Genomic DNA, 21,658 nt, shown 5'->3' with positions numbered 1-21,658 from the left:
GCCGGTCCGACGGGCAACCGTATCGCGCGGCCGCTAGCGTCTCCCTATGCGTACGACGTGGGAAGAAGCCGGGTGGGAAGAGCTCGGCGCGGGCGTCGGGCGGCGCCGGATGCCCGGCTGGGACGAGACGGTCGGCGCCGTCGTCGGCGCCTCCGGAATGCTGATCGTCGATACCGGCGCGACGCTAGGGGACGGCGCCCGGCTGCGCCGTGAGCTGCGCGGCATCGCGGGCCGTGACGTGACACACGTCGCGCTGACCCACCCCCACTTCGATCACATCCTGGGCGCCCCGGCCTTCGCGGGCGTCCAGGTCTTCGGCGCGGCGGGCCTCGACGCGTATCTGCCGCGCGCCCAGGAAGAACTGCGGCGCGACGCGGTGGCGTACGGCGTGCACCCCGACGCCGCCGCCGAGGCCACCGACCTGCTCGTCCGCCCGCGCCACCTGGTCTCCGGCGAGCGCATCCTCGACCTCGGCGGCCGGCAGGTGCTGCTCGCCAACGTCGGTCCCGGGCACACCGCGCACGACCTGGTGGTCCTCGTCCCCGGCACCCACGGCTCGCCCGCGGTCGTCTTCTGCGGCGACCTGGTCGAGGAGTCCGGCGAGCCGCAGGCCGGGCCGGACGCGGTCCCCGGGCAGTGGCCCGCCGCGCTGGACCGGCTGCTGGCGCTCGGCGGGGAGGACGCGGTGTACGTACCCGGGCACGGCGCTGTCGTGGATGCCCGATTCGTCCGTGGGCAACGTGACGCGCTCAGCCGTCGCTTCGGCGTGTCGCGGCGCTGACCGGCCATCTCTTCTTATCGTCTGTCGGGTGCGCAGCAGACAGTACGGCCCGGACCTGACCCCGCCGTGGAAGAAGCAGCAGCCGGCTCCCGAGGTCGCGGCGGAGCCGGACCTGGTGGTCGAGGAGGCCGTGACCGGGTTCTGCGGCGCGGTCGTCCGCTGCGAGAAGACCGCGGAAGGGCCCACGGTCACCCTTGAGGACCGCTTCGGCAAGCACCGGGTGTTCCCGATGACCCCGCGCGGCTTCCTGCTGGACGGCAAGCCCGTCACCCTCGTACGGCCGTCGGCCCGGCCCGCCGCGCGCGGCCCCGCCCGTACGGCATCCGGCTCCCTGGCCGTACCCGGCGCCCGCGCGCGGGTCGCCCGCGCCGGGCGCATCTACGTGGAGGGCCGCCACGACGCCGAGCTGGTGGAACGCGTCTGGGGCGACGACCTGCGCATCGAGGGCGTCGTCGTGGAATACCTCGAAGGCGTCGACGACCTCCCCGCCATCGTGCGTTCCTTCTCCCCCGGCCCCGACGCCCGCCTCGGCGTCCTGGTGGACCATCTGGTTCCCGGCTCGAAGGAGTCCCGCATCGCGGCTTCGGTCACCGATGAGAACGTCCTGGTCGTCGGACATCCGTACATCGATGTCTGGGAAGCTGTGAAGCCCGCCTCCGTCGGCATCCCCGCCTGGCCGGCCGTCCCCCGCGGCCAGGACTGGAAGACGGGCGTGTGCCGGGCGCTGCGCTGGCCGGAGAACACGGGCGCCGCGTGGCAGCGGATCCTCGGCTCGGTCCACTCCTACAAGGACCTGGAGCCGGCGCTGCTGGGGCGGGTGGAGGAGCTGATCGACTTCGTTACGGGTGGGAGTGGGGCCTGACGTCGGTGAACGTCTGGAACTCGGCGGTGTCCAGCTTCACGCCGAGCAGGTCCAGGGGTACGGGGTCGCCGAACTTGGTGATGCGCTGCACCGTGTAGTCGGCTTCCTCGCCGGTGCCGATGGGGTCGGGGAGGAGGACGCACTGGGCCATGATGGGGTCGATGATCAGGTAGGCCGGGATGCGGCCGGCGGCGTAGACGGTGCGCTTGACACGGTAGTCACGGTCGACGCTCGTCGCGGAGACGACTTCGACGAGCATGGTGACGGCCTGGGAGGGGAGCAGCCGCCCGGTTTCCGGTACGGCGCCGCGCTCCAGCACCACGAGGTCGGGCACCGGCTCGCTGTTCTCTTTCAGCAGGTCGACATTCTGCGCTTGGAGTCGCTGCCACCGCTGCCGCGGGATCCGGTCCATCACCTCCGTCACGATGCAGTTGTGGATCAGGTCCTGACTCCCCGCGATGACGATCTCTCCAGGGAGAAGCTCGGCCCTGGCGCCTTCGGGCAGCTCAAGGTCCTCGGGCTCCGGAACCCGGCACGTGTCCACAATGATCACCGCTTTCGACCGCCGCGTGTACGGCCTCAGGCTAGGGACCGGAGCAGGGCGGACGGCAGGGCCGGCACATGCTTCACCCCGCCGAGTGATCAGTCCACCAGATCCCGCACCACCGCATCCGCCAGCAGCCGCCCCCGCAGGGTCAGTACGGCCCGCCCCGCCTCGTACGGGCCGGGCTCCAGGAGGCCGTCGGCCAGGGCGCGGGCGGCGGCCTTCGCGCCTGCCGGGGCGAGGATGTCCAGCGGGCAGCCGGCCGCGAGGCGCAGCTCCAGGAGGACGCGTTCGACGCGGCGGTCCTCGTCGGAGAGGAGTTCGCGGCCCGCGCCGGGGGACCGGCCCTCGCCGAGGGCCTGGGCGTAGGCGCCGGGGTGCTTCACGTTCCACCAGCGGACACCGCCGACGTGGCTGTGCGCGCCGGGGCCCGCGCCCCACCAGTCGGCGCCGGTCCAGTACAGCTCGTTGTGGCGGCAGCGGGCCGCCTCCGAGGTGGCCCAGTTGGACACCTCGTACCAGTGGAAGCCCGCGCCGGACAGGGCCTCCTCCGTGATCAGGTAGCGGTCGGCGTGCACGTCGTCGTCGGTCATCGGGACCTCACCTCGCCGGATGCGGCGGGCCAGCCGGGTGCCCTCCTCGACGATCAGCGCGTACGCGGAGACGTGGTCCGGTGCCGCGCCGAGGGCGGCGTCGAGGGTGGCCCGCCAGTCGTCGTCCGACTCGCCGGGCGTCCCGTAGATCAGGTCGAGGTTGACGTGCTCGAAGCCCGCCGCGCGCGCCTCGGCGACGCACGCTTCCGGGCGGCCCGGGGTGTGCGTACGGTCGAGGATCTTCAGGACGTGCTGCCGGGCGCTCTGCATGCCGAAGGAGACCCGGTTGAAACCGGCTTCCCGCAGTTCGGTCAGGTAGCGCGGGTCGACGGACTCCGGGTTGGCCTCGGTGGTGATCTCCGCGCCGTCCGCCAGGCCGAACTCGTCGCGGATCGCGGCGAGCATCCGGCCCAGGTCGGCGGCCGGGAGCAGGGTCGGCGTGCCGCCGCCGACGAAGACCGTTTCGACCGGCCGCGGGTCGTCGCCCAGCACCTTGCGGGCGAGCCGGATCTCCTCGGCGACCGTGTCCGCGTAGTTCTCCCGCGAGGCGAGCGCACCGCCCGAGCCGCGCAGCTCGGTGGCCGTGTACGTGTTGAAGTCGCAGTAGCCGCAGCGCGTCGCGCAGTACGGCACGTGCAGGTAGAACCCGAGCGGCCGGGTGCGCGCGCCGGTCAGGGCGTGACCGGGCAGCGCCCCGTCCTCGGGCATGGGCTCACCATCGGGGAGTGCGGAAGGCATGCCTTCCATTGTCCGGCATACGGCGGGGAGCCGGCCGGGAGGCCGGAACGGGCCCGGTGGGCATCGCCGCGGCGGCGTCCGTCCCTGCGGCTCCTACGGCCCGTACCGCCCGTATCGCCGTACGTCGTCCATACCGCCCCGTCGTCCTTACCGCCGCTCCGTCGCCTGGAGCACCAGCAGCGCCAGGTCGTCGTCCGGCGGGGTGGCGGCGAACGCGTGGACCGCCCGCCGGATGTGCTCGGCGACGGCGGTGGCGCCCAGGCCCGCGCAGGCGGCGAGGTGGCCGGCCAGGCCGTCATCGTCGTCGAACAGCCGGTGGCCGCAGCGGCGCTCGGTCACCCCGTCCGTGACGCACAGCAGCGTCTCACCGGGCGCCAGGTCGAAGGACTCGGACTCGTACGATGTGTCCTCCACCACCCCGAGCAGCATCTGCGGCGCCGCGGCGACCCGTACCGCGCCGTCCGTGCCGAGGACCAGCGGCAGCGGGTGCCCGGCGCTGGCCAGGGTGCACCTGGCGCCCGGCGTGCCGTCGGTGTGCGGCACGATCTCGCCGTACAGGAGGGAGAGGAAGCGCGTCTGCTCGGCCTCGGCGCGCAGTTCGACGGCGGCGTCCGGGCCGGGGCCCGCCGCCGCGACCGCCGCGGCGACGACGGCCACCGAATCCGCCGCCTCGCGGGCCATGGTCTTGTTGAGCCGGTCCAGCACCTCGCCGACGCCGTACCCGTCGCGGGCCAGCAGCCGCAGCACGGGCCGGGCGAGGCCGGTGACCGCGGCGGCCTCCGGGCCGCTGCCGCACACGTCGCCGAGGGCGAAGCACCAGCGCCCGTCCCCGGCGTCGAACAGGTCCCAGAAATCGCCGCCGGCCCAGGCGCCCTCGCGCGGTTCGTACACGACGAAGGACTCCATGCCCGGGACGGCGGGCCTGCCGCGGGGCAGCAGGCGACGTTGCAGTACCTGACTGATCCGTTCCTGGTTGCGGTACGCGCGGGCGGTGGCGACGGCGCGGGCGACACGGCGGGTCAGATCCTCTATCAGGCCCACGACCTCGTCGGGGAAGCGCATCAGGCCGGCGCGGCCGAGCAGCAGCGTGCCCTGGTCGCGGCCGCCGGCCAGCAGCCGGCAGGCCAGCGCGGCGCCGCCCGGCCCGTACCCGCTCGGCTCCTGCGGCCAGGGCCACGGCACCGCGGACCCGGCGCCGTCCCGCTGCGGACCGGGTACGGGCAGCACCGGCGGGTCCTTCTCCAGGGCCATACGGAGCGCGTCGATACGGCCCTCGCTGGAGTGCCAGACGCGGGCCAGCCGCGGCGGCGCACCCGAACTGTCCCGGCCGCCGCCGTCGTACAGCCACACCGCGCACCAGTCGGCGAGCCGCGGTACGACCAACTGCGCGGCAAGCAGCGCCACCTGCTCCTCGTCGAGCTGTCCGGACAGCAGGTCGGAGGCCTCGGCGAGGAAGGACAGGGCGCCGTGGTTGATCCAGTCGGCGTCGGAGCGCCGCGCCGGTGACCGGCGGACGGGCGCGGGGGCCAGCAGCTCGGCGGCCCGCAGGTCGCGCCGGAGGCCCGCGTCGTCGTGGGAGAAGCGGGCCGACGGGCCGTACACACGGTCGTGCGTCCCGGCCTGGAGCCGGAACCACACGGTCTTCAGGTCACGCCGGTACGTGATGCCCCAGGACTCGGCCACCGCGCCGACCAGTTGCAGGCCGTGCCCCCTGGTCTCGTCCACGGAGGACACCTGGCGCGCCCGTACGGCACGGGCCGGATGGTGGTCGGTCACCTCCACGACGACCGCGACGCGCCCGCCGTCCGCCACCGGCTCGGCCTCCAGACGGCACAGCAGCTCGACGGTGGTCCCGGCGTGCACGACGACATTCGTGACCAGCTCGCTGACCAGCAGGACCGCTTCGTCGGCGAGGCGGTCGCCGATGGTGTCGGCGCCGGGCAGCGACCGGTAGAGCCAGTCGGCCAGGACGGCGCGGACGAACTGGCGTGCCGCGGCGGCGGCGCGCGGGTTGCCGGGCAGGCTCGACCGGCGGACGCTGTCCCGGGCGTCACAGCGGTCTCGCCCGCCACGCCTTGCCCGGCCGCCCCGTCCGTCGCGCACACCCTGACCGCCGCGTTGATCACGGGTGGACAGCCCGCGCCGCGAGGAACGCGAACCACCGGCCGGCGGCCCGGCAGGCGGATCGGGCGCGTCGGGGAGAGCGGCGGAGACGGTGCCGGGGGGTGAGGTGGGGTTCGTGAGGGTGGAGTTTGTGGGGGTGGGATCGGGGGGCTTGGGAGGGGCTGGGGTCCGGGTGGGGTTCGGCTGGGTGGCGTTCTGCTGGGCGGCGTTCGGCTGGGTGGCGTTCGGCTGGGCGGCGTTCGGCTGGGCGGCGTCCTGCTGAGTGGCGTTCGGCTGAGTGGCGTTCGGCTGGGTGGTGTCCTGCCGGCTGATGGGCTCCTGGGTGGCGGAGCCCTCGGGAGCGGTGGGCTTGCGGGTGTCGGACCCGCGGGCGCCACTCTTCCGTACGGCGTCCTCCGGGCCCGCGCCCTGCCGACCGGCCTTCGCCGGTCCGGCGTCCTTGGAGACGGTCTTTTTCTTCGGAGCGGCGCCCTTGGGAACCGCACCCTTTGGAACGGCGCCCTTCGGAACGGCGCCCGTAGGAACGGCACCCTTCGCCCCCGCACCCTTAGCGACAGCCCCCTCGTCTCCCCCACCCCCACCACCCGGCGCCCTGGCGCCCGCTCCCGCCCCCGATCCCGCCTGCGCTTCCCCGCCCATGGCCGAATCCCTCACCCGTACCGCCCCCGTTTCCCTGGCCGAATTCGTCATGCCGGCCGTCTTTCCGGCCACTTCCCCGCGGGAATCCGCCGGCCCGCCCCTTTCGGGGCGTCCGCCGGAATGCTCCGCCTGAGGTCTGTCGGCAGCGGCTTCGGTCATGGTCTGCGGGCCCGTCCGGGCGCGGGACGCAGGGGCGGCCCCGGCAGGGGCGCCTCCGGGGACAGGGGTGCCTCCGGGAGCCGCCGTCCCGCCGGGCGCGCCGCGGCCGGGGCGGGACCGCTCCCGGGCCACCGCGGCGCCCCGGTCCGGGACGTCGCTGTCTGACGAAGTTGTCGTCCGCATTGAGCAACTCCCGAGCAGTTCCGCAATAGCACCGAATACGCCACCCCAGAGTGACAGACTGAGCGCACCCATAAGCACCGAGTTACTGAAGTGGGAAGCCATGGCGGTCGATTCGGCAGTGCCCCGAGTGTCCCCGGAGTCCAGTGGTGATGTGGTCCGTGTGGCCGACTTGCGACCGCTTCTGACCGCCTTGACGTCAATGGCGGCCGGTGATTTCCGGTCTCGACTGCCAGTGGCGCAGGAAGGTCTGCTGGCAGAACTGTCCGCGGTGTTCAACCAGATAGCCGCCCGCAACCAGCACCTGTCCGACGAACTGTTACGCCTCCGCTCGGAGGTCGTACGCCAGGGCCGACTGGACGAACGGATGTCCGCCAGTCCGGGCCCGGGCACCTGGGCCACCTCCGTCCAGGCCGCCAACGCGATCATCGACGCGCTGGTCATCCCGACGGCCCAGGCCACCCAGGTGCTGGACGCGGTGGCGGGCGGCGACCTGACCCAGCGGGTGGATCTGCACGACGGCAACCGCCCGCTGCGCGGCGACCGCCGGCGGCTCGGCCGGGCGGTCAACCGTATGGTCGATCAGCTGTCGCTGTTCACCGGCGAGGTGACCCGGGTGGCCCGCGAGTCCGGTACGGAAGGCCGGCTCGGCGGGCGCGCCAAGGTGGCCGGGCTGTCCGGGAGCTGGCGGGACGTGACCGAGGCGGTCAACACGATGGCGGCCCGGCTGACCGCCCAGGTACGCGACATCGCGCTGGTGACCACGGCCGTGGCGCGCGGCGACCTGACCCGGCAGGTGACGGTCGAGGCGGCCGGCGAACTGCTGGAGCTGAAGCTGACCGTCAACACGATGGTCGACCAGCTCTCCGCCTTCGCCGACGAGGTCACCCGCGTCGCCCGCGAAGTCGGCACCGAAGGGCAGCTGGGCGGCCGGGCGCAGGTACGGGGCGTGTCGGGCGTCTGGAAGGACCTGACCGACAACGTCAACTTCATGGCGTCCAACCTGACCAGCCAGGTGCGCAACATCGCCCAGGTGACCACGGCCGTGGCCAACGGCGACCTCAGCCAGAAGATCACGGTCGACGCGCGCGGCGAGATCCTCCAGCTGAAGCTGACCGTCAACACGATGGTCGACCAGCTCTCCGCCTTCGCCGACGAGGTCACCCGCGTCGCCCGCGAAGTCGGCACCGAAGGGCGGCTCGGCGGCCGGGCCCACGTGCGCGGCGTGTCGGGCGTCTGGAAGGACCTCACCGACAACGTCAACTTCATGGCCGACAACCTCACCTCCCAGGTGCGCAACATCGCCCTGGTGGCGACGGCGGTCGCGGAGGGCGACCTGGGCCGCAAGATCACGGTCGAGGCGAAGGGCGAGATCCTGGAGGTGAAGTCGACGATCAACACGATGGTCGACCAGCTCTCCGCCTTCGCCGACGAGGTCACCCGCGTCGCCCGGGAAGTCGGCACCGAAGGCAACCTCGGCGGTCAGGCGCAGGTGCGCGGCGCCTCCGGTGTCTGGAAGGACCTCACCGACAACGTCAACTTCATGGCGTCCAACCTCACCTCCCAGGTGCGCAACATCGCGCAGGTGACCACCGCGGTGGCCGACGGCGACCTGTCGAAGAAGATCACGGTCGACGCGCGCGGCGAGATCCTGGAGCTCAAGGACACCGTCAACTCGATGGTGGAGCAGCTGCGGGCGTTCGCCGACGAGGTGACACGGGTGGCGCGCGAGGTCGGCACGGAAGGCAACCTGGGCGGCCGGGCCCAGGTGCGCGGCGCCTCCGGCGTGTGGAAGGACCTCACCGACAACGTCAACTTCATGGCGTCCAACCTGACCACCCAGGTGCGCAACATCGCCCTGGTGGCCACCGCCGTAGCGCAGGGCGACCTGTCCAAGAAGATCGACGTGGACGCGCGCGGCGAGATCCTGGAGCTGAAGACGACGCTCAACACGATGGTCGACACGCTGTCGTCGTTCGCGTCCGAGGTCACCCGCGTCGCCCGCGAGGTCGGCAGCGAGGGCATCCTCGGCGGCCAGGCGCGGGTCGAGGGCGTGTACGGCACCTGGAAACGCCTGACGACGAACGTCAACGAGCTGGCGTCGAACCTCACCACCCAGGTGCGGGCCATCGCCGAGGTGGCCTCCGCGGTGGCGTCCGGCGACATGACCCGTACGGTCACCGTCGAGACCCAGGGCGAGGTCGCCGAGCTGCGCGACAACATCAACCTGATGGTCTCCAACCTCCGCGAGACCACCCGCGCCAAGGACTGGCTGGAGTCGAACCTGGCCCGGCTGGCGGCCCTGATGCAGGGCCACCGGGATCTGATGGAGGTCGCCGACCTGATCCTGCGGGAGCTGACGCCGCTGGTGAACGCTCAGTACGGGGCCTTCTTCCTGGCCGACACCGACCGCGAGGACCTCAAGCTGGCGTTCATCGCCGGGTACGGATCGTCCCTGGACACCACGATCGACACACCGGGCTCCATGGATCACGGCCTGGTGCGTCAGGCCGCCCTGGAGAAGAAGCGCATCCTGGTGGAGGACGCGCCACCGGACTACATCAAGATCAATTCCGGACTGGGCGAGGCCAACCCGGCGACCGTCGTCATCATCCCGGTGCTGTTCGAGGACCAGACGCTGGGCGTGATCGAGCTGGCCTCCTTCTCCCGCTTCTCCGATGTGCACCTGGCGTTCTTCGACCAGTTCGTGAACACCATCGGCGTGGCCATCAACACCATCGTCGCCAACTCCCGTACGGAATCGCTGCTCGGCGAGTCCCAGCGGCTGGCCCGCCAGCTCCAGGAGCGCACCGGCGAGCTCCAGCGGCGGCAGGCGGAACTCCAGCGCTCGAACGAAGAGCTGGAGGAGAAGGCCGCGCTGCTGGCCAGCTCGTCGCAGTACAAGTCCGAGTTCCTGGCGAACATGTCGCACGAGCTGCGCAACCCGCTCAACTCGCTGCTCATCCTGGCCCGGCTGCTCGCCGACAACCCGGACGGGCATCTGAACGAGCAGGAGGTGCAGTTCGCGGTCACGATCCACCGGTCCGGGTCCGACCTGCTCCAGCTGATCAACGACATCCTCGACCTGTCCAAGATCGAGGCGGGCCGGATGGACGTACGGCCCAAGCGGCTGCCGCTGATCAAGCTGCTCAACTACGTCCACGACACCTTCCGGCCGCTGACCCTCGACCGGGGGCTGGCCTTCGAGGTGTCGGTGAGCGAGAGCGTCCCCAAGGAGCTGTTCTCCGACGAGCAGCGCCTCCAGCAGGTGCTGCGCAACCTGCTGTCCAACGCGGTGAAGTTCACCGCGTCCGGGAAGATCGACCTGCGGGTGGACCGCGCCGGCGACGGGTCGATCGCCTTCACCGTCACGGACACCGGCATCGGCATCGCGCCGGAGAAGCTGCCGGTCATCTTCGAGGCGTTCCAGCAGGCGGACGGGACCACCAACCGCAAGTACGGCGGCACGGGCCTGGGCCTGTCGATCAGCCGGGAGATCGCGGGGCTGCTCGGCGGCCGGATCACCGCGAGCAGCCGCCCCGGCGTCGGCAGCGTCTTCACCCTGCACGTCCCCATCGAATGCCCCGGGTACGCCGAACCGCTCGACGCCCTGCCCACCGCTCCCGAACAGCGCGTGGACGGGCCCCCGCAGCTGGCGAAGACACCACGGCACCACCCGCGTTCCGGCCCGCCCGCCGCACGCGACGACACGCCGTGGCCGACCAGCTCCCGGCTGGAGGACTGGGTGAGCGGGCCCTCGGGCCCCCTGCTGTCCGGCTGCCAGGTCCTGGTCGTCGACGACGACATCCGCAATGTCTTCGCGCTCACGAACGTTTTGAGCCGGGTCGGCATGCGGGTCCTCTACGCCGAACACGGCCGGGAGGGCATCGAGATGCTGGAGAAGAATCCCGGCGTCAATCTGGTCCTGATGGACATCATGATGCCGGAGCTGGACGGCTACGAGACCATTCGCGCGATCCGGCGCACACCCCGGTTCGCAAAGCTGCCCGTCATCGTACTGACGGCGAAAGCGATGCCCGGTGACCGCGAGAAATCCCTGGAGAGCGGAGCCAACGAATACGTACCCAAACCCGTCGACGTGGACCGGCTGCTGGCCGTGGCCGTCGAGCTCCTGTCCCGGCACGGCTCCGACGCCCCGGCCCCGGGCGGTGAACCAGGCAAGCAAGACCCCGACGCGACCTCTTCGAGGTCCCAAGGCATCGAAGGCCCATCATGACCCATGCATCCGACACCGACGCCGCCGGAACCGACGAACGGGCCGGCATCCTCCTCGTCGACGACATGGAAGACAACCTCGCAGCCCTCGAAGCGGTCCTGGGCTCGCTCGGCGAACCCCTGGTCCGGGCCCGCTCCGGCGAAGAGGCGATGAAAGCGCTGCTGCGGCAGGAATTCGCGGTCGTACTACTGGACATTCTCATGCCCGGCATGGACGGCTTCGAGACCGCGTCCAACATCAAACGGCTCGATCAGACGAAAGACATCCCGATCATTTTCCTGACCGGCACGGAAAGCGATTCCGGCTTCGCCTTCCGCGGCTATTCGACCGGCGCCGCCGACTACCTCACCAAGCCATTCGACCCCTGGGTGCTGCGCGCCAAGGTCAACGTATTCCTCGATCTGCACCGCAAGAACCGGCAGCTGCGCCGGCTCATAAAGCAGGACCACGCCCGGATGGATGAACTGGCGGACCGTATCTCCGAGATCGAGCGCCGCCTCTCCGCCGGCGGCGACCCCGGCGAGCGCGACCTGAGCGAGAGCGTGGCGCGGATGGCGGAGTCGGTACGGGCGCTGCGGCGGGGGCGATAGAGGCGCGCCGGGCGGTCCTGCCGCCGGTACGCCGAACGTTCCTCGCGGCCGGTATGCCGGGCGGCAACAGTCGCGGCGGGCGACCGGGGCGGGCGACGTGCGCCGGTGACTGCGGCGGGCGACGCGCGCCGGTACGGCCACCGGCTCTCAGGGACCGTATCGGCGCGCGGCGCCCGCCGGTCGCGCCTCGCTCGTCCGGCGCGCTCCGCCTGCCCGGTGCGCCCTGCCTGCCCGGTACGCCCCGCCTGCCCGGCGCGCCCCGCTCGCCCCCTACGCCTCGCGCGCGCCCTCGTACATCTCCTCCAGCAGGTCCTTGAAGGCCCGCTCCACCACCGGCCGCTTGATCTTGAGGCTGGGCGTCACCTCGCCGTGCTCGATGTCCAGGTCCCGCGGCAGCAGCCGGAACTTGCGGATCTGCTGCCAGCGCTGGAGCCCCTCGTTGACCCGCTCCACGTAGCCGTCGATCAGCTCGCGGGTCTGCGCCGCGCCCACGACCTCGGCGTACGTCCTGCCCCGGAGCCCGTGCTCGGCGGCCCAGCCCATGATCGTCGGCTCGTCGAGGGCGATCAGCGCGGTGCAGAAGTTCCGGTTCGCGCCGTGCACCAGCACGTTCGAGACGAACGGGCAGACCGCCTTGAACTGCCCCTCGACCTCGGCCGGCGCGATGTACTTGCCGCCGGAGGTCTTGATCAGGTCCTTCTTGCGGTCGGTGATGCGCAGATAGCCGTCCGGGGACAGCTCGCCGATGTCGCCGGTGTGGAACCAGCCGTCCGGCTCCAGCACCTCGGCCGTCTTCTCCGGCAGCCCGTGGTAGCCCTCCATGATGCCGGGCCCGCGCAGCAGCACCTCGCCGTCCTCGGCGATCCGCACCTCCGTGCCGGGCAGCGGCTTGCCGACCGTGCCCGTACGGTACGCCTCGCCCGGGTTCACGAAGCTCGCCGCGCTGGACTCGGTCAGGCCGTACCCCTCCAGGATGTGGATGCCTGCGCCCGCGAAGAAGTAGCCGATCTCGGGCGCGAGCGCGGCGGAGCCGGAGACCGCGGCGCGCAGCCGGCCGCCGAACGCCTCCCGCAGCTTGGCGTAGACGAGCGCGTCGGCGATCTTGTGCTTGGCGCCGAGCGCGAAGGGGACGGAGGCGTTTCCGGTGCGCCGGAAGTTGTCCTGGGAGGCCTTGGCGTACTCGCGGGCCACACCCGCCGCCCACTGGAAGATCTTGTACTTGGCGGCGCCGCCCTCCCGGGCCTTGGCCACCACGCCGTTGTAGACCTTCTCGAAGATCCGCGGCACGGCCGCCATGTAGGTCGGCTGCACCACCGGCAGATTCTCAATGATCTTGTCGACCCGGCCGTCCACCGCGATCACATGCCCGACGGAGATCTGCCCGGCGGTCAGCACCTTGCCGAAGACATGCGCCAGCGGCAGCCACAGGTACTGCACATCGTCCTCGGTGACCAGGCCGGTTGCCTGGATCGCCCGCGCCATGTACGCCCAGCAGTCGTGCGGCAGCCGTACGCCCTTGGGGCGGCCGGTGGTGCCCGAGGTGTAGATCAGCGTCGCGAGCTGGTCGGGGCGCAGCGCGGCGACCTGCTCCTTGACGCACTCCGGGTGCTTCGCCAGATGCGCCGCACCGCGTTTCTCCAGCTCGGCGAGGGAGAGCACCCAGTCCTCCGGGTCCCCCTCGGCGGACCGCGCGTCGGCCTCGTCGATGACGACGACGTGCGACAGCTCCGGCAGCTCGGCGCGCTTCTCGCGGGCCTTGGCCAGCTGCCCCGCGTCCTCGGCGATCAGCACCCGGCTGCCGGAGTCGGCGAGGATGAACGCCGTCTCGTCCGCGTTGGTGCTGGGGTAGACGGTGGTGGTGGCCGCGCCGGAACACAGCACACCGAGGTCGGTGAGGATCCACTCGACGCGCGTGCTCGACGCGAGCGCCACCCGCTCCTCGGGCCGCACTCCCAGCGAGATCAGCCCGGCGGCCACCGCGTACACCCGCCGGGCGGCATCGGCCCAGCTCAGCACCTTCCAGTCGTCGGGTCCCCGGCCCGCGGCGGACGGCACCGGATAGCGGTACGCCTCGTGGTCGGGGGTGGCTGCGACACGCTCCAGGAAGAGGGTCGCCACGGAAGGTGGCCGGTTCTCGATCAGCGTCTGGGTGTCCGTCACGGCATCCTCCGGGGCCCGCTACGTTGCTGGTGACTCGCGAGTAACCTTCGAGCAGTGATCAGACTAGAGCGCGTCGCGCCATGGCGTAAGGGGCTGCGACCGACTGGTTCAGGATGAGACCAGCGCGATGCTTGGTGGGTACACATTTCGGCCGGGGCGGGTGGGGAAAGGCCTTGGCGGGGGCTTTGCAGGGGTGCTTGATGGCAGGGTCTCCGAGGGCGGTGCCAGTTACCGGGGGCGTGCGGTGGGGTTTGGGGGCGGGTTCCGGGCGGACCGCGACGAGCCCGGCCCGGAAGGTCCGGAAGTGGGCCGCGGGCAGCCGCCCGGGCGTCGGCGGCAGGTGCCGGCGGCCGGTGGTGGCCGATGGCTGTGACCGGTGGCAGGTGGCCGATGCCGGTGGCGGCAGGTGGCCGGTGGTGGCAGGTGGCTGGTGGCCGGTGCCGGCGGCCGATGGCAGGTGGCCGGTGCCGGTGGCCGATGGCAGGTGGCCGGTGGCGGCAGGTGACCGGTGGCTGGTGGTGGCTGGTGACCGGTGACCGGTGACCGGTGACCGGCGGAACGGGCTCAGTGCCGCAATGATGCGGCCTGGACTCCGATGCCGTCCGCGCTGGGCGCGTTCGTCACGGCCGAATCGCCGATCATGTGACCGAGCCGCTCGTCGCCGCGCAGCGTGCCGTTGATCTTCTTCGCCGCGTCACCGAGGGAAGTGATGGCCCGCTGCACATCCCTTCCCGTTCCGGTGACACCGCTGCGGAACTTCTCCGCCCCGGTCTGGTCGGCGAAGGCGGGCGTGGCGGCTCCCGCCGACAGCGCGGCGCCGGCCAGCAGCGCGGCGGCCTTGACGTACTTCATGCGTATCCCTTTCCGGCGCGGCCTCCTCGGCGGCACGGCGCTCATGCCGCCCGGACGCGCCCCCTGGACCGCCCGGAACACCGCTGCCACCCACGACAACGCCGTCCCGCGCGTCCGGGAAACCGTTTGTCCGCCGATTTCCCGGCCGACCGCCCGGATGCCGTACGCCCCGGACGGCCGTTCCGTACGCGTACACGGCACACAGCCGAGGCACAGCAGGGGTACGCAGCACGCAGCCCCCGGCCGGGGCGGCCGGGGGCTGTGCGGGACGGGCACTACGGGTGGGCTGCTACTTCTTGCCCTTGGAGTCGCCGTCGGAGTCGGAGGACAGCACCGCGATGAAGGCTTCCTGCGGAACCTCCACGCTGCCGACCATCTTCATCCGCTTCTTGCCTTCCTTCTGCTTCTCCAGCAGCTTCCGCTTACGGGAGATGTCGCCGCCGTAGCACTTGGCGAGCACGTCCTTGCGGATGGCGCGGATGGTCTCGCGGGCGATGACCCGGCTGCCGATGGCGGCCTGGACCGGCACCTCGAAGCTCTGCCGCGGGATCAGCTCGCGCAGCTTGGAGACCAGCCGTACGCCGTACGCGTACGCCTTGTCCTTGTGGCAGATCGCGGAGAACGCGTCCACCTGGTCGCCGTGCAGCAGGATGTCGACCTTGACCAGGTCGGCGATCTGCTCGCCGGTGGGCTCGTAGTCCAGCGAGGCGTAGCCGCGGGTCTTGGACTTGAGCTGGTCGAAGAAGTCGAAGACGACCTCGGCGAGCGGGAGGGTGTAGCGGATCTCCACCCGGTCCTCGGAGAGGTAGTCCATGCCGAGCAGGTTGCCGCGGCGGTTCTGGCACAGCTCCATGATCGCGCCGATGAACTCGCTGGGCGCCAGGATCGTGGCCCGGACGACCGGCTCGTGCACCTCGGCGATCTTGCCGGTCGGGAACTCGCTCGGGTTGGTGACCTCGTGCTCCGTACCGTCCTCCATGTTCACGCGATAGATCACGTTGGGGGCGGTGGCGATCAGGTCGAGGCCGAACTCGCGCTCCAGGCGCTCGCGGATGACCTCCAGGTGGAGCAGGCCCAGGAAGCCGACGCGGAAGCCGAAGCCGAGGGCCGCGGAGGTCTCCGGCTCGTAGACCAGCGCGGCGTCGTTGAGCTGGAGCTTGTCCAGGGCGTCGCGCAGCTCCGGGTAGTCGGAGCCGTCGAGCGGGTACAGGCCCGAGAAGACCATCGGCTTGGGGTCCTTGTAGCCGCCCAGCGGCTCCTGGGCGCCCTTGGTGAGCTGGGTGATGGTGTCGCCGACCTTGGACTGGCGGACGTCCTTCACACCGGTGATCAGGTAACCGACCTCGCCCACGGACAGGCCGTCGGCAGCCGTCATCTCGGGCGAGTTCGTGCCGATCTCCAGCAGCTCGTGGGCGGCGCCGGTGGACATCATCTTGATGCGCTCGCGCTTGCTCAGCGTGCCGTCGACGACCTTCACGTACGTCACGACGCCGCGGTACGCGTCGTAGACCGAGTCGAAGATCATCGCGCGGGCGGGCGCGTCCTTGACGCCGACCGGGGCCGGCACGTCGCGGACGACCTTGTCGAGCAGCTCGGCGACGCCCTCACCGGTCTTCGCGGAGACCTTCAGCACGTCCTCGGGCTCACAGCCGACGAGGTTGGCCAGCTCCTTGGCGAACTTCTCGGGCTGCGCGGCCGGCAGGTCGATCTTGTTCAGCACCGGGATGATCTGGAGGTCGTGCTCCATCGCCAGGTACAGGTTGGCGAGGGTCTGCGCCTCGATGCCCTGGGCGGCGTCCACCAGGAGGATGCAGCCCTCGCACGCGGCGAGGGAGCGCGAGACCTCGTAGGTGAAGTCCACGTGGCCCGGGGTGTCGATCATGTTGAGGATGTGGGTCGCGCCACCGTCCTCGTCGGAGCGGGCCCAGGGCAGCCGGACCGCCTGGGACTTGATCGTGATGCCGCGCTCGCGCTCGATGTCCATGCGGTCGAGGTACTGCGCGCGCATCTGCCGCTGCTCAACGACGCCGGTCAGCTGGAGCATCCGGTCGGCGAGCGTGGACTTGCCGTGGTCGATGTGCGCGATGATGCAAAAGTTACGGAGGAGAGCCGGGTCGGTACGGCTCGGCTCCGGCACGTTCGTAGGGGTCGCGGGCACGCAGGGTCCATTCAGAGAACGCGGGTAGGCGGGACTCGGTTGTTTTTCGTCTCCCCCATGGTCCCATGCGCGGCGGTCCTGGTCCGGTTTGGGAGGCCGTGGAGGCTGCTGGTAGCCTGGTCCACTGCGCTTTGTGCCCTCTCTCGTGCGAGGCGCGACTCGTAAATCCAACGAACCTGAAAAGGCTCTTTCGTGGCGAACATCAAGTCCCAGATGAAGCGGATCAAGACCAACGAGAAGGCTCGGCAGCGCAACAAGGCTGTGAAGTCCTCGCTGCGTACCGCGATCCGTCGCACCCGTGAGGCCGTGGAGGCCGGTGACCTGCAGAAGGCCGCCACCGCCCAGGCCGAGGCCGCCAAGAAGCTCGACAAGGCCGTCAGCAAGGGTGTCATCCACAAGAACGCCGCCGCCAACAAGAAGTCGGCGCTGGCCAAGAAGGTCGCGGCCCTCAAGGCCTGACCTGTTCTTCACGCCTCACCTCTGCCGGTAAGGACTCAGCGGCCCCTCTCTCCGCTCCTTCCGGTGCACCACCGCGCCGCACACGGCCAGCGTTCGCCACGCGGGTACGGCGCACACACAGCTTGAAACGACGGACCTCGCGGTCGCTCTTCCCCAGAGTGCCGCGGGGTCCGTTGTTGTTCATGGGGGGTGCGGGAGCGCGGGGGGTGTGGACAGGGGAGAGACGTAGCGGCGTAGAGGCGTGTGCGACCGCGCGTACGCCGGGGTGGCTGTGGTCCTGGTCACCGCTGGGGGTCCGGGTGCCGTTCCGGTCGGTTACGCTGCCGCGCATGTCGATTCCGGGGGACCCGAACAATCCGTACGCGCAGCCTCAACCGTCCGCGCCTCAGCCGTCCACGCCTCAGCCGTCCGCCTCTCAGCCGTCCACGCCTCCCCAGCCGGGTCCGGGGACGGGGGTGGGGGTGGGACCGGGGCCGGGGCCGTTCGGTTCCGGGGTGCCGCAGCAGAATCCGTACGGGGCGGGGCCCGGCGGGGCGGGGCCCGGCGCGGGTGGCGCTTACGGCTATCCGGCGGCCGGCGGATCACAGCAGGCGGGTACGGGAGCAGTCGGGCCTGGAGTGCCCGGAGGGCTTGGAGTGCCTGGAGGGCCTGGCGGCTCCGGTGGGGTGACGGGCGGTTCCGGCGGCGGGAGTACGCAGCACTGGCTGTGGGCGCTCGGCGGGGCGGTCGCCGCGTCGGCGATGGGCGGCGCGATCCTCTTCGCCGCCGGCGCCTTCGGGGACCCCCGGCCCGACCCCGACCTGGCGGGCTACTCGTACACGTCCGATCTGTGCAACCGGACCTCGTTCACGCCCTTCGAGAACTCGAACTACAAGATCAAACCGGCTGGCAGCTCGTCCTCGTCGTCCGGCACGTCGGGCAGCGGCGCACAGAACCCGCAGTACAGCGGCGTGCAGCAGGGCGCGATGGACTCGATGTGGTGCAACGCCGAGCTGAAGCCGTCCGACGCGGGCAGCAACGACTACTCCTCGGCCTGGGTCTACAGCGCCGCCACCCTGCACAAGAAGACCGACCCGACGGCGGAGTTCGCGGACGGCTACCGCGCCTACGAGAGCCAGCGCAGTTCGATCGCGTACAAGGTCACGCAGGTGCCCGGCATCGGCGACGAGGCGTACCTCGTCAGCCGGTCCGACGACAGCAGCGGCTCGTACGTGATCCTCGGCGTCCGCGACGGCTGGATGACGTACCAGGTCACCTGGTCGAGCTACACCTCCCGCAACAGCTCGGCCAAGCCGCCGTCGACGGATCAGATCGCCGGAATGCTCAAGAACAGCGCGACGGAGACCCTGCGGAAGCTGGGGAGCTGAGGCGGGGACGGGGGCAGGGTTAGGGCGGGCGGGGACAGCGGGACCGGGCCCGGTGGCTCCGAAAGCTCAGAAATCTTCGGCACTTCGGAAGTTCGGAAGCTCGGAAGTTCCGGAAGCTCGGAAGGCGATACGTGCTGCCGCCCGTGCGGGCGGGCCCGGGGGCTTCGCCCCTCAGCGGGAGCGGGCCGCGCGGGCGATCGTGACGACGGCCTTTTCGAGCGCGTACTCGGGATCGTCGCCGCCGCCCTTGACCCCCGCGTCGGCCTCGGCCACCGCGAGCAGCGCCGTCGCGACGCCGTCCGCCGACCAGCCGCGCATCTGCTGCCGCACCCGGTCGATCTTCCAGGGCGGCATGCCCAGCTCGCGGGCGAGATCGCCGGGGCGGGCGCCGCGCGGGGCGGAGGCCAGCTTGCCGATGGCGCGGACGCCCTGGGCGAGCGCACTGGTGATCATGACGGGGGCGACGCCCGTCGACATGGCCCAGCGCAGCGCCTCCAGGGCCTCGGCGGCCCGGCCCTCCACGGCGCGGTCCGCGACGGTGAAGCTGGACGCCTCGGCCCGGCCGCGGTAATAGCGGCCGACGATGGCGTCGTCGATCGTGCCCTCGATGTCGGCGACCAGCTGCGAGCAGGCCGAGGCCAGCTCGCGCAGGTCGCTGCCGATCGCGTCCACCAGCGCCTGGCACGCCTCGGGGGTGGCGGAGCGGCCGGCCGTACGGAACTCGGCGCGCACGAATGCCAGGCGGTCGGCGGGCTTGGTCATCTTGGCGCAGGCGACCTCCCGCGCGCCGGCCTTGCGGGCGGCGTCCAGCAGGCCCTTGCCCTTGGCGCCGCCGGCGTGCAGCAGCACCAGCGTGATCTCCTCGACCGGGGCGCCGAGGTACGCCTTGACGTCCTTGACCGAGTCCGCGGACAGGTCCTGGGCGTTGCGGACCACCACGACCTTGCGCTCGGCGAACAGCGAGGGGCTGGTCAGCTCGGCGAGCGTGCCGGGCTGGAGCTGGTCGGGCGCGAGGTCGCGCACATCGGTGTCCGCGTCGGCGGCGTGGGCCGCCGCCACCACCTGCTGCACGGCGCGGTCCAGGAGCAGGTCCTCCTGGCCCACGGCGAGCGTGAGCGGGGCGAGCGGGTCGTCGTTTGCTGTCTTCCTGGCCATCGCGCTCCAGCATCCCACGCTCCACTGACAGTGCCGTTCGGCCCTCGGCCCGCACTGCCGGACAATGTCCGGGTGAGCGATGTACGACATGTTCTGGTGCTGCCCGACCGCGACTCCGCCGAGGAGGTCGCCGAGGCGCTGGCCGAGCGCTTCGGCGTCACGGAGGAACCCCAGCTCGTACGGGACGCCCTGGCGGGCGAGGACGACGCCGAGGACGCCCAGTGGCTGGTGGTCGTCGAGGACCCGGCGGGCCGCCACGACCCGGCGAAGCTGGACGCCCTGGCCGATGAGTACGAGGGCTGGCTGGAGGCCGAATAGGCAGGGCGGGGGCCGGCAGGCAGGCAGTACCGAGGACCGGCTGGCAGGCCGGCGATACGGAGGGCTGACTGGCAGGCAGGCCGGCAGTACGAGGGCCGGCCGCAGCCGTACAGGACGTACGCGGTACGGCGCGGTCCGGCGCGCCCCTGACCGCCGTCAGCCCCGCGGCACCGGTATCCGGTCCAGCGTGATGCCGAAGTGGGTCCGGTAGTCGGGGAGCACCTCGGCGTCGGTCAGCTCGCGCTCCTCCCGGCTGCCGTCGGCGGCCGTGATCACGAGCGTACGGCCGGAGAGCGTGACGCGGCCGGACTCCGTCAGCCGGGAGCAGACCAGGGACCGGGTGAAGTGCGACTCCGGCGAGGTGCGGTGGTACCAGCTGCCCGCAGCGAAGTCCGCCAGGGCGCGCGGCCGCTGTTCGAGCCGGTACTGCGGCAGGCCGTCGCGCAGGACGTCGAGGTCGCCGTCGGCGGTCTCCTCGATACGGAACACCCCGGCCGGGTCGGGCTGTTCGTCGCGGCTGTCCAGGCGCAGCGGGTGGTGGCTGTTCCGGCCGAAGCCGATGTCGGCGAGCCACGGCCCGTCGTGCCCGTCGCCATCGTGGACGCGCAGCGCGAGGTGGTCGTACGGGATGCCGGGACCGTCCGGGCCGAAGACCCGGGCGGCGAGGAGCTCGACCCGGTAGCCGAGGGTGCGGAGCAGGGCGGCGAAGGCGCCGTTGAGCTCGTAGCAGAAACCGCCGCGCGAGCCCTCGACGATCTTGTCCACCAGCGCCTTGGGGTCCAGGGCGATGTCCTCGTCGAGGTGCACGGAGAGGTTCTCGAAGGGGACCGCGCGCAGATGCCGCAGGTGCAGATCGCGCAGCGCCCCGGCGTCGGGCGCCGCCGGCCGGGTGGCGCCGATGCGCCGGAGGTAGGCGTCGGTCCGCGCCGGGTCGAGCGGTTCGGTGCGCATCCGCTCGGCGTCCGAGGGCCGGGCGGGCGGCGCTTCGCCGTCGGGCCGCGGCGCCGAGGTCGCCTGAGGTGCATGGGGTGCTGGAGATGCTTGAGGCGCATGGGGTGCCGAGGACGTCTGGGGCGTGTGGGGCGCCGAGGGCGCCTGCGGCGCTCGGGGGGCCGGCTGGGAGTGCGGCTGCTGGTCGTGCATCAGGTGCCCGTTCTCTCGGTGGCGAACCAGCGGCGGGTGCGCTCCGCCGCCGATCCCGGGGTGCCGGCCAGGATGTCGGCGAGGGTCTGTTTCGCGAGCTCGCGGCGCCAGGCCAGCTCGGCCTTGCGCATCGCGGTGGAGATGCCGCAGGGGCGGCGGAAGTCCCGGTCGGGCGCCTCGGCGCCGGAGCCCCGGCGGCGGATCTCCGTACAGCGGAAGACGTCTTCGGTGCCCTCGATGGCGGCGACGACGTCCATCAGAGTGATCCGCTCGGGCGGTCTGGCCAGCCGGAAGCCGCCGCGGGCGCCGGGGGTCGAGGACAGGATGCCGGCCCGTACGAGCGCCTGGAGGCGCTTGTTCAGGTAGGCCGGGGGCAGCTCGAAGGAGGAGGCCAGGCGGGCTGTCGACACGGGCCGCTCGTCGCCGAGCCAGGCCAGGGTCACACAGCAGTGCAGGGCCCACTCGACGCCCTCGCTCATCCTCATGAATCTGGAGTCTACAGGTCCTGATTCCGGGGGTGGCCGGATGCGCCGGGACCGCTGCCCCCGCCGGTCGCGCGGACGGTGGATGAACCTCCGGTGACGGGTTGCCGAAGCCGC

16 protein-coding genes are annotated in these 21,658 nt (G+C 71.7%); 7 read left to right on the top strand and 9 right to left on the bottom strand.

Going from position 1 to position 21,658, the window contains the following annotated elements; all coding sequences use genetic code 11:
• Nucleotides 1-46: 46 nt before the first annotated feature.
• A complete protein-coding gene (locus CP973_RS08300; RefSeq protein ID WP_150238923.1) occupies nt 47-781 on the top strand; it encodes an MBL fold metallo-hydrolase in 735 nt (244 codons plus the stop codon).
• Nucleotides 782-809: 28 nt separating this feature from the next.
• On the top strand, nt 810-1,643 hold the full coding sequence (locus tag CP973_RS08295; protein WP_150238921.1) for a DUF3097 domain-containing protein: 834 nt from the start codon (nt 810-812) through the stop codon (nt 1,641-1,643).
• Here the strand turns inward: CP973_RS08295 and CP973_RS08290 are convergent.
• The 3 genes from CP973_RS08290 to CP973_RS08280 form a co-directional block, all read right to left on the bottom strand.
• Nucleotides 1,621-2,196: a Uma2 family endonuclease gene (locus CP973_RS08290; protein WP_150238919.1), complete on the bottom strand. Its 576-nt coding sequence runs from the start codon at nt 2,194-2,196 to the stop codon at nt 1,621-1,623. The genes CP973_RS08295 and CP973_RS08290 overlap by 23 nt on opposite strands.
• 89 nt (nt 2,197-2,285) lie before the next feature.
• Complete coding sequence (gene hemW / locus CP973_RS08285) at nt 2,286-3,518, bottom strand: radical SAM family heme chaperone HemW (protein ID WP_150238917.1); 1,233 nt, start codon at nt 3,516-3,518, stop codon at nt 2,286-2,288.
• Between the two features lie 147 nt (nt 3,519-3,665).
• Nucleotides 3,666-5,540, bottom strand: coding sequence for an ATP-binding SpoIIE family protein phosphatase (locus tag CP973_RS08280; protein ID WP_244409786.1), 1,875 nt, complete (start codon nt 5,538-5,540; stop codon nt 3,666-3,668).
• Nucleotides 5,541-6,822: 1,282 nt separating this feature from the next.
• Between CP973_RS08280 and CP973_RS08275 the strand changes: the two genes are divergently transcribed.
• Together CP973_RS08275 and CP973_RS08270 are read left to right on the top strand one after the other, a co-directional pair.
• On the top strand, nt 6,823-10,857 hold the full coding sequence (locus CP973_RS08275; protein ID WP_425281943.1) for a HAMP domain-containing protein: 4,035 nt from the start codon (nt 6,823-6,825) through the stop codon (nt 10,855-10,857).
• A complete protein-coding gene (locus CP973_RS08270) occupies nt 10,854-11,447 on the top strand; it encodes a response regulator (RefSeq protein WP_150238913.1) in 594 nt (197 codons plus the stop codon). Before CP973_RS08275 ends, CP973_RS08270 begins: the two co-directional genes overlap by 4 nt.
• Before the next feature lie 270 nt (nt 11,448-11,717).
• Here the strand turns inward: CP973_RS08270 and CP973_RS08260 are convergent, their stop codons facing one another.
• The 3 genes from CP973_RS08260 to lepA form a co-directional block, all read right to left on the bottom strand.
• Entirely contained in the window at nt 11,718-13,607 is a 1,890-nt protein-coding gene (locus CP973_RS08260; protein ID WP_150238911.1) for an AMP-dependent synthetase/ligase, read from the bottom strand.
• Nucleotides 13,608-14,171: 564 nt separating this feature from the next.
• Nucleotides 14,172-14,459: a hypothetical protein gene (locus CP973_RS08255; RefSeq protein ID WP_150238909.1), complete on the bottom strand. Its 288-nt coding sequence runs from the start codon at nt 14,457-14,459 to the stop codon at nt 14,172-14,174.
• 289 nt (nt 14,460-14,748) lie between these two features.
• Nucleotides 14,749-16,617, bottom strand: a complete 1,869-nt coding sequence (lepA, locus tag CP973_RS08250) for a translation elongation factor 4 (protein WP_150238907.1) — start codon at nt 16,615-16,617, stop codon at nt 14,749-14,751.
• Between the two features lie 192 nt (nt 16,618-16,809).
• Between lepA and rpsT the strand changes: the two genes are divergently transcribed.
• Nucleotides 16,810-17,076 (top strand): 30S ribosomal protein S20, encoded by a 267-nt coding sequence (rpsT, locus tag CP973_RS08245; RefSeq protein ID WP_030023016.1) that lies wholly within the window; start codon nt 16,810-16,812, stop codon nt 17,074-17,076.
• Nucleotides 17,077-17,711: 635 nt separating this feature from the next.
• Nucleotides 17,712-18,443 carry a hypothetical protein gene (locus tag CP973_RS08240; RefSeq protein WP_244409327.1) on the top strand — a complete coding sequence of 244 codons (732 nt, stop codon included), beginning with the start codon at nt 17,712-17,714 and terminating at the stop codon, nt 18,441-18,443.
• Between the two features lie 171 nt (nt 18,444-18,614).
• Here the strand turns inward: CP973_RS08240 and holA are convergent, their stop codons facing one another.
• On the bottom strand, nt 18,615-19,598 hold the full coding sequence (holA, locus tag CP973_RS08235; protein ID WP_150238905.1) for a DNA polymerase III subunit delta: 984 nt from the start codon (nt 19,596-19,598) through the stop codon (nt 18,615-18,617).
• A gap of 72 nt (nt 19,599-19,670) precedes the next feature.
• Here holA and CP973_RS08230 point away from each other — a divergent pair, with 72 nt between their 5' ends.
• Nucleotides 19,671-19,916 (top strand): hypothetical protein, encoded by a 246-nt coding sequence (locus CP973_RS08230; protein ID WP_150238903.1) that lies wholly within the window; start codon nt 19,671-19,673, stop codon nt 19,914-19,916.
• A gap of 156 nt (nt 19,917-20,072) precedes the next feature.
• Here the strand turns inward: CP973_RS08230 and CP973_RS08225 are convergent, their stop codons facing one another.
• Complete coding sequence (locus tag CP973_RS08225; protein ID WP_150238901.1) at nt 20,073-20,867, bottom strand: arylamine N-acetyltransferase family protein; 795 nt, start codon at nt 20,865-20,867, stop codon at nt 20,073-20,075.
• A gap of 191 nt (nt 20,868-21,058) precedes the next feature.
• Nucleotides 21,059-21,544 (bottom strand): RrF2 family transcriptional regulator, encoded by a 486-nt coding sequence (locus CP973_RS08220; protein WP_150238899.1) that lies wholly within the window; start codon nt 21,542-21,544, stop codon nt 21,059-21,061.
• Nucleotides 21,545-21,658: the final 114 nt, after the last annotated feature.

The sequence above is a fragment of the Streptomyces albofaciens JCM 4342 genome (assembly GCF_008634025.1).
Taxonomy (GTDB): domain Bacteria; phylum Actinomycetota; class Actinomycetes; order Streptomycetales; family Streptomycetaceae; genus Streptomyces; species Streptomyces albofaciens.
This window is presented reverse-complemented; position numbering and strand designations above follow the sequence as displayed.

Coding starts and splice junctions, on each gene's coding strand:
- CP973_RS08300 (WP_150238923.1), top strand. CDS start 47: ATGCGTACGACGTGGGAAGAAGCCGGGTGGGAAGAGCTCGGCGCGGGC.
- hemW (WP_150238917.1), bottom strand. CDS start 3,518: ATGCCTTCCGCACTCCCCGATGGTGAGCCCATGCCCGAGGACGGGGCG.
- CP973_RS08275 (WP_425281943.1), top strand. CDS start 6,823: ATGGCGGCCGGTGATTTCCGGTCTCGACTGCCAGTGGCGCAGGAAGGT.
- CP973_RS08270 (WP_150238913.1), top strand. CDS start 10,854: ATGACCCATGCATCCGACACCGACGCCGCCGGAACCGACGAACGGGCC.
- CP973_RS08255 (WP_150238909.1), bottom strand. CDS start 14,459: ATGAAGTACGTCAAGGCCGCCGCGCTGCTGGCCGGCGCCGCGCTGTCG.
- holA (WP_150238905.1), bottom strand. CDS start 19,598: ATGGCCAGGAAGACAGCAAACGACGACCCGCTCGCCCCGCTCACGCTC.
- CP973_RS08225 (WP_150238901.1), bottom strand. CDS start 20,867: ATGCGCACCGAACCGCTCGACCCGGCGCGGACCGACGCCTACCTCCGG.
- CP973_RS08220 (WP_150238899.1), bottom strand. CDS start 21,544: ATGAGGATGAGCGAGGGCGTCGAGTGGGCCCTGCACTGCTGTGTGACC.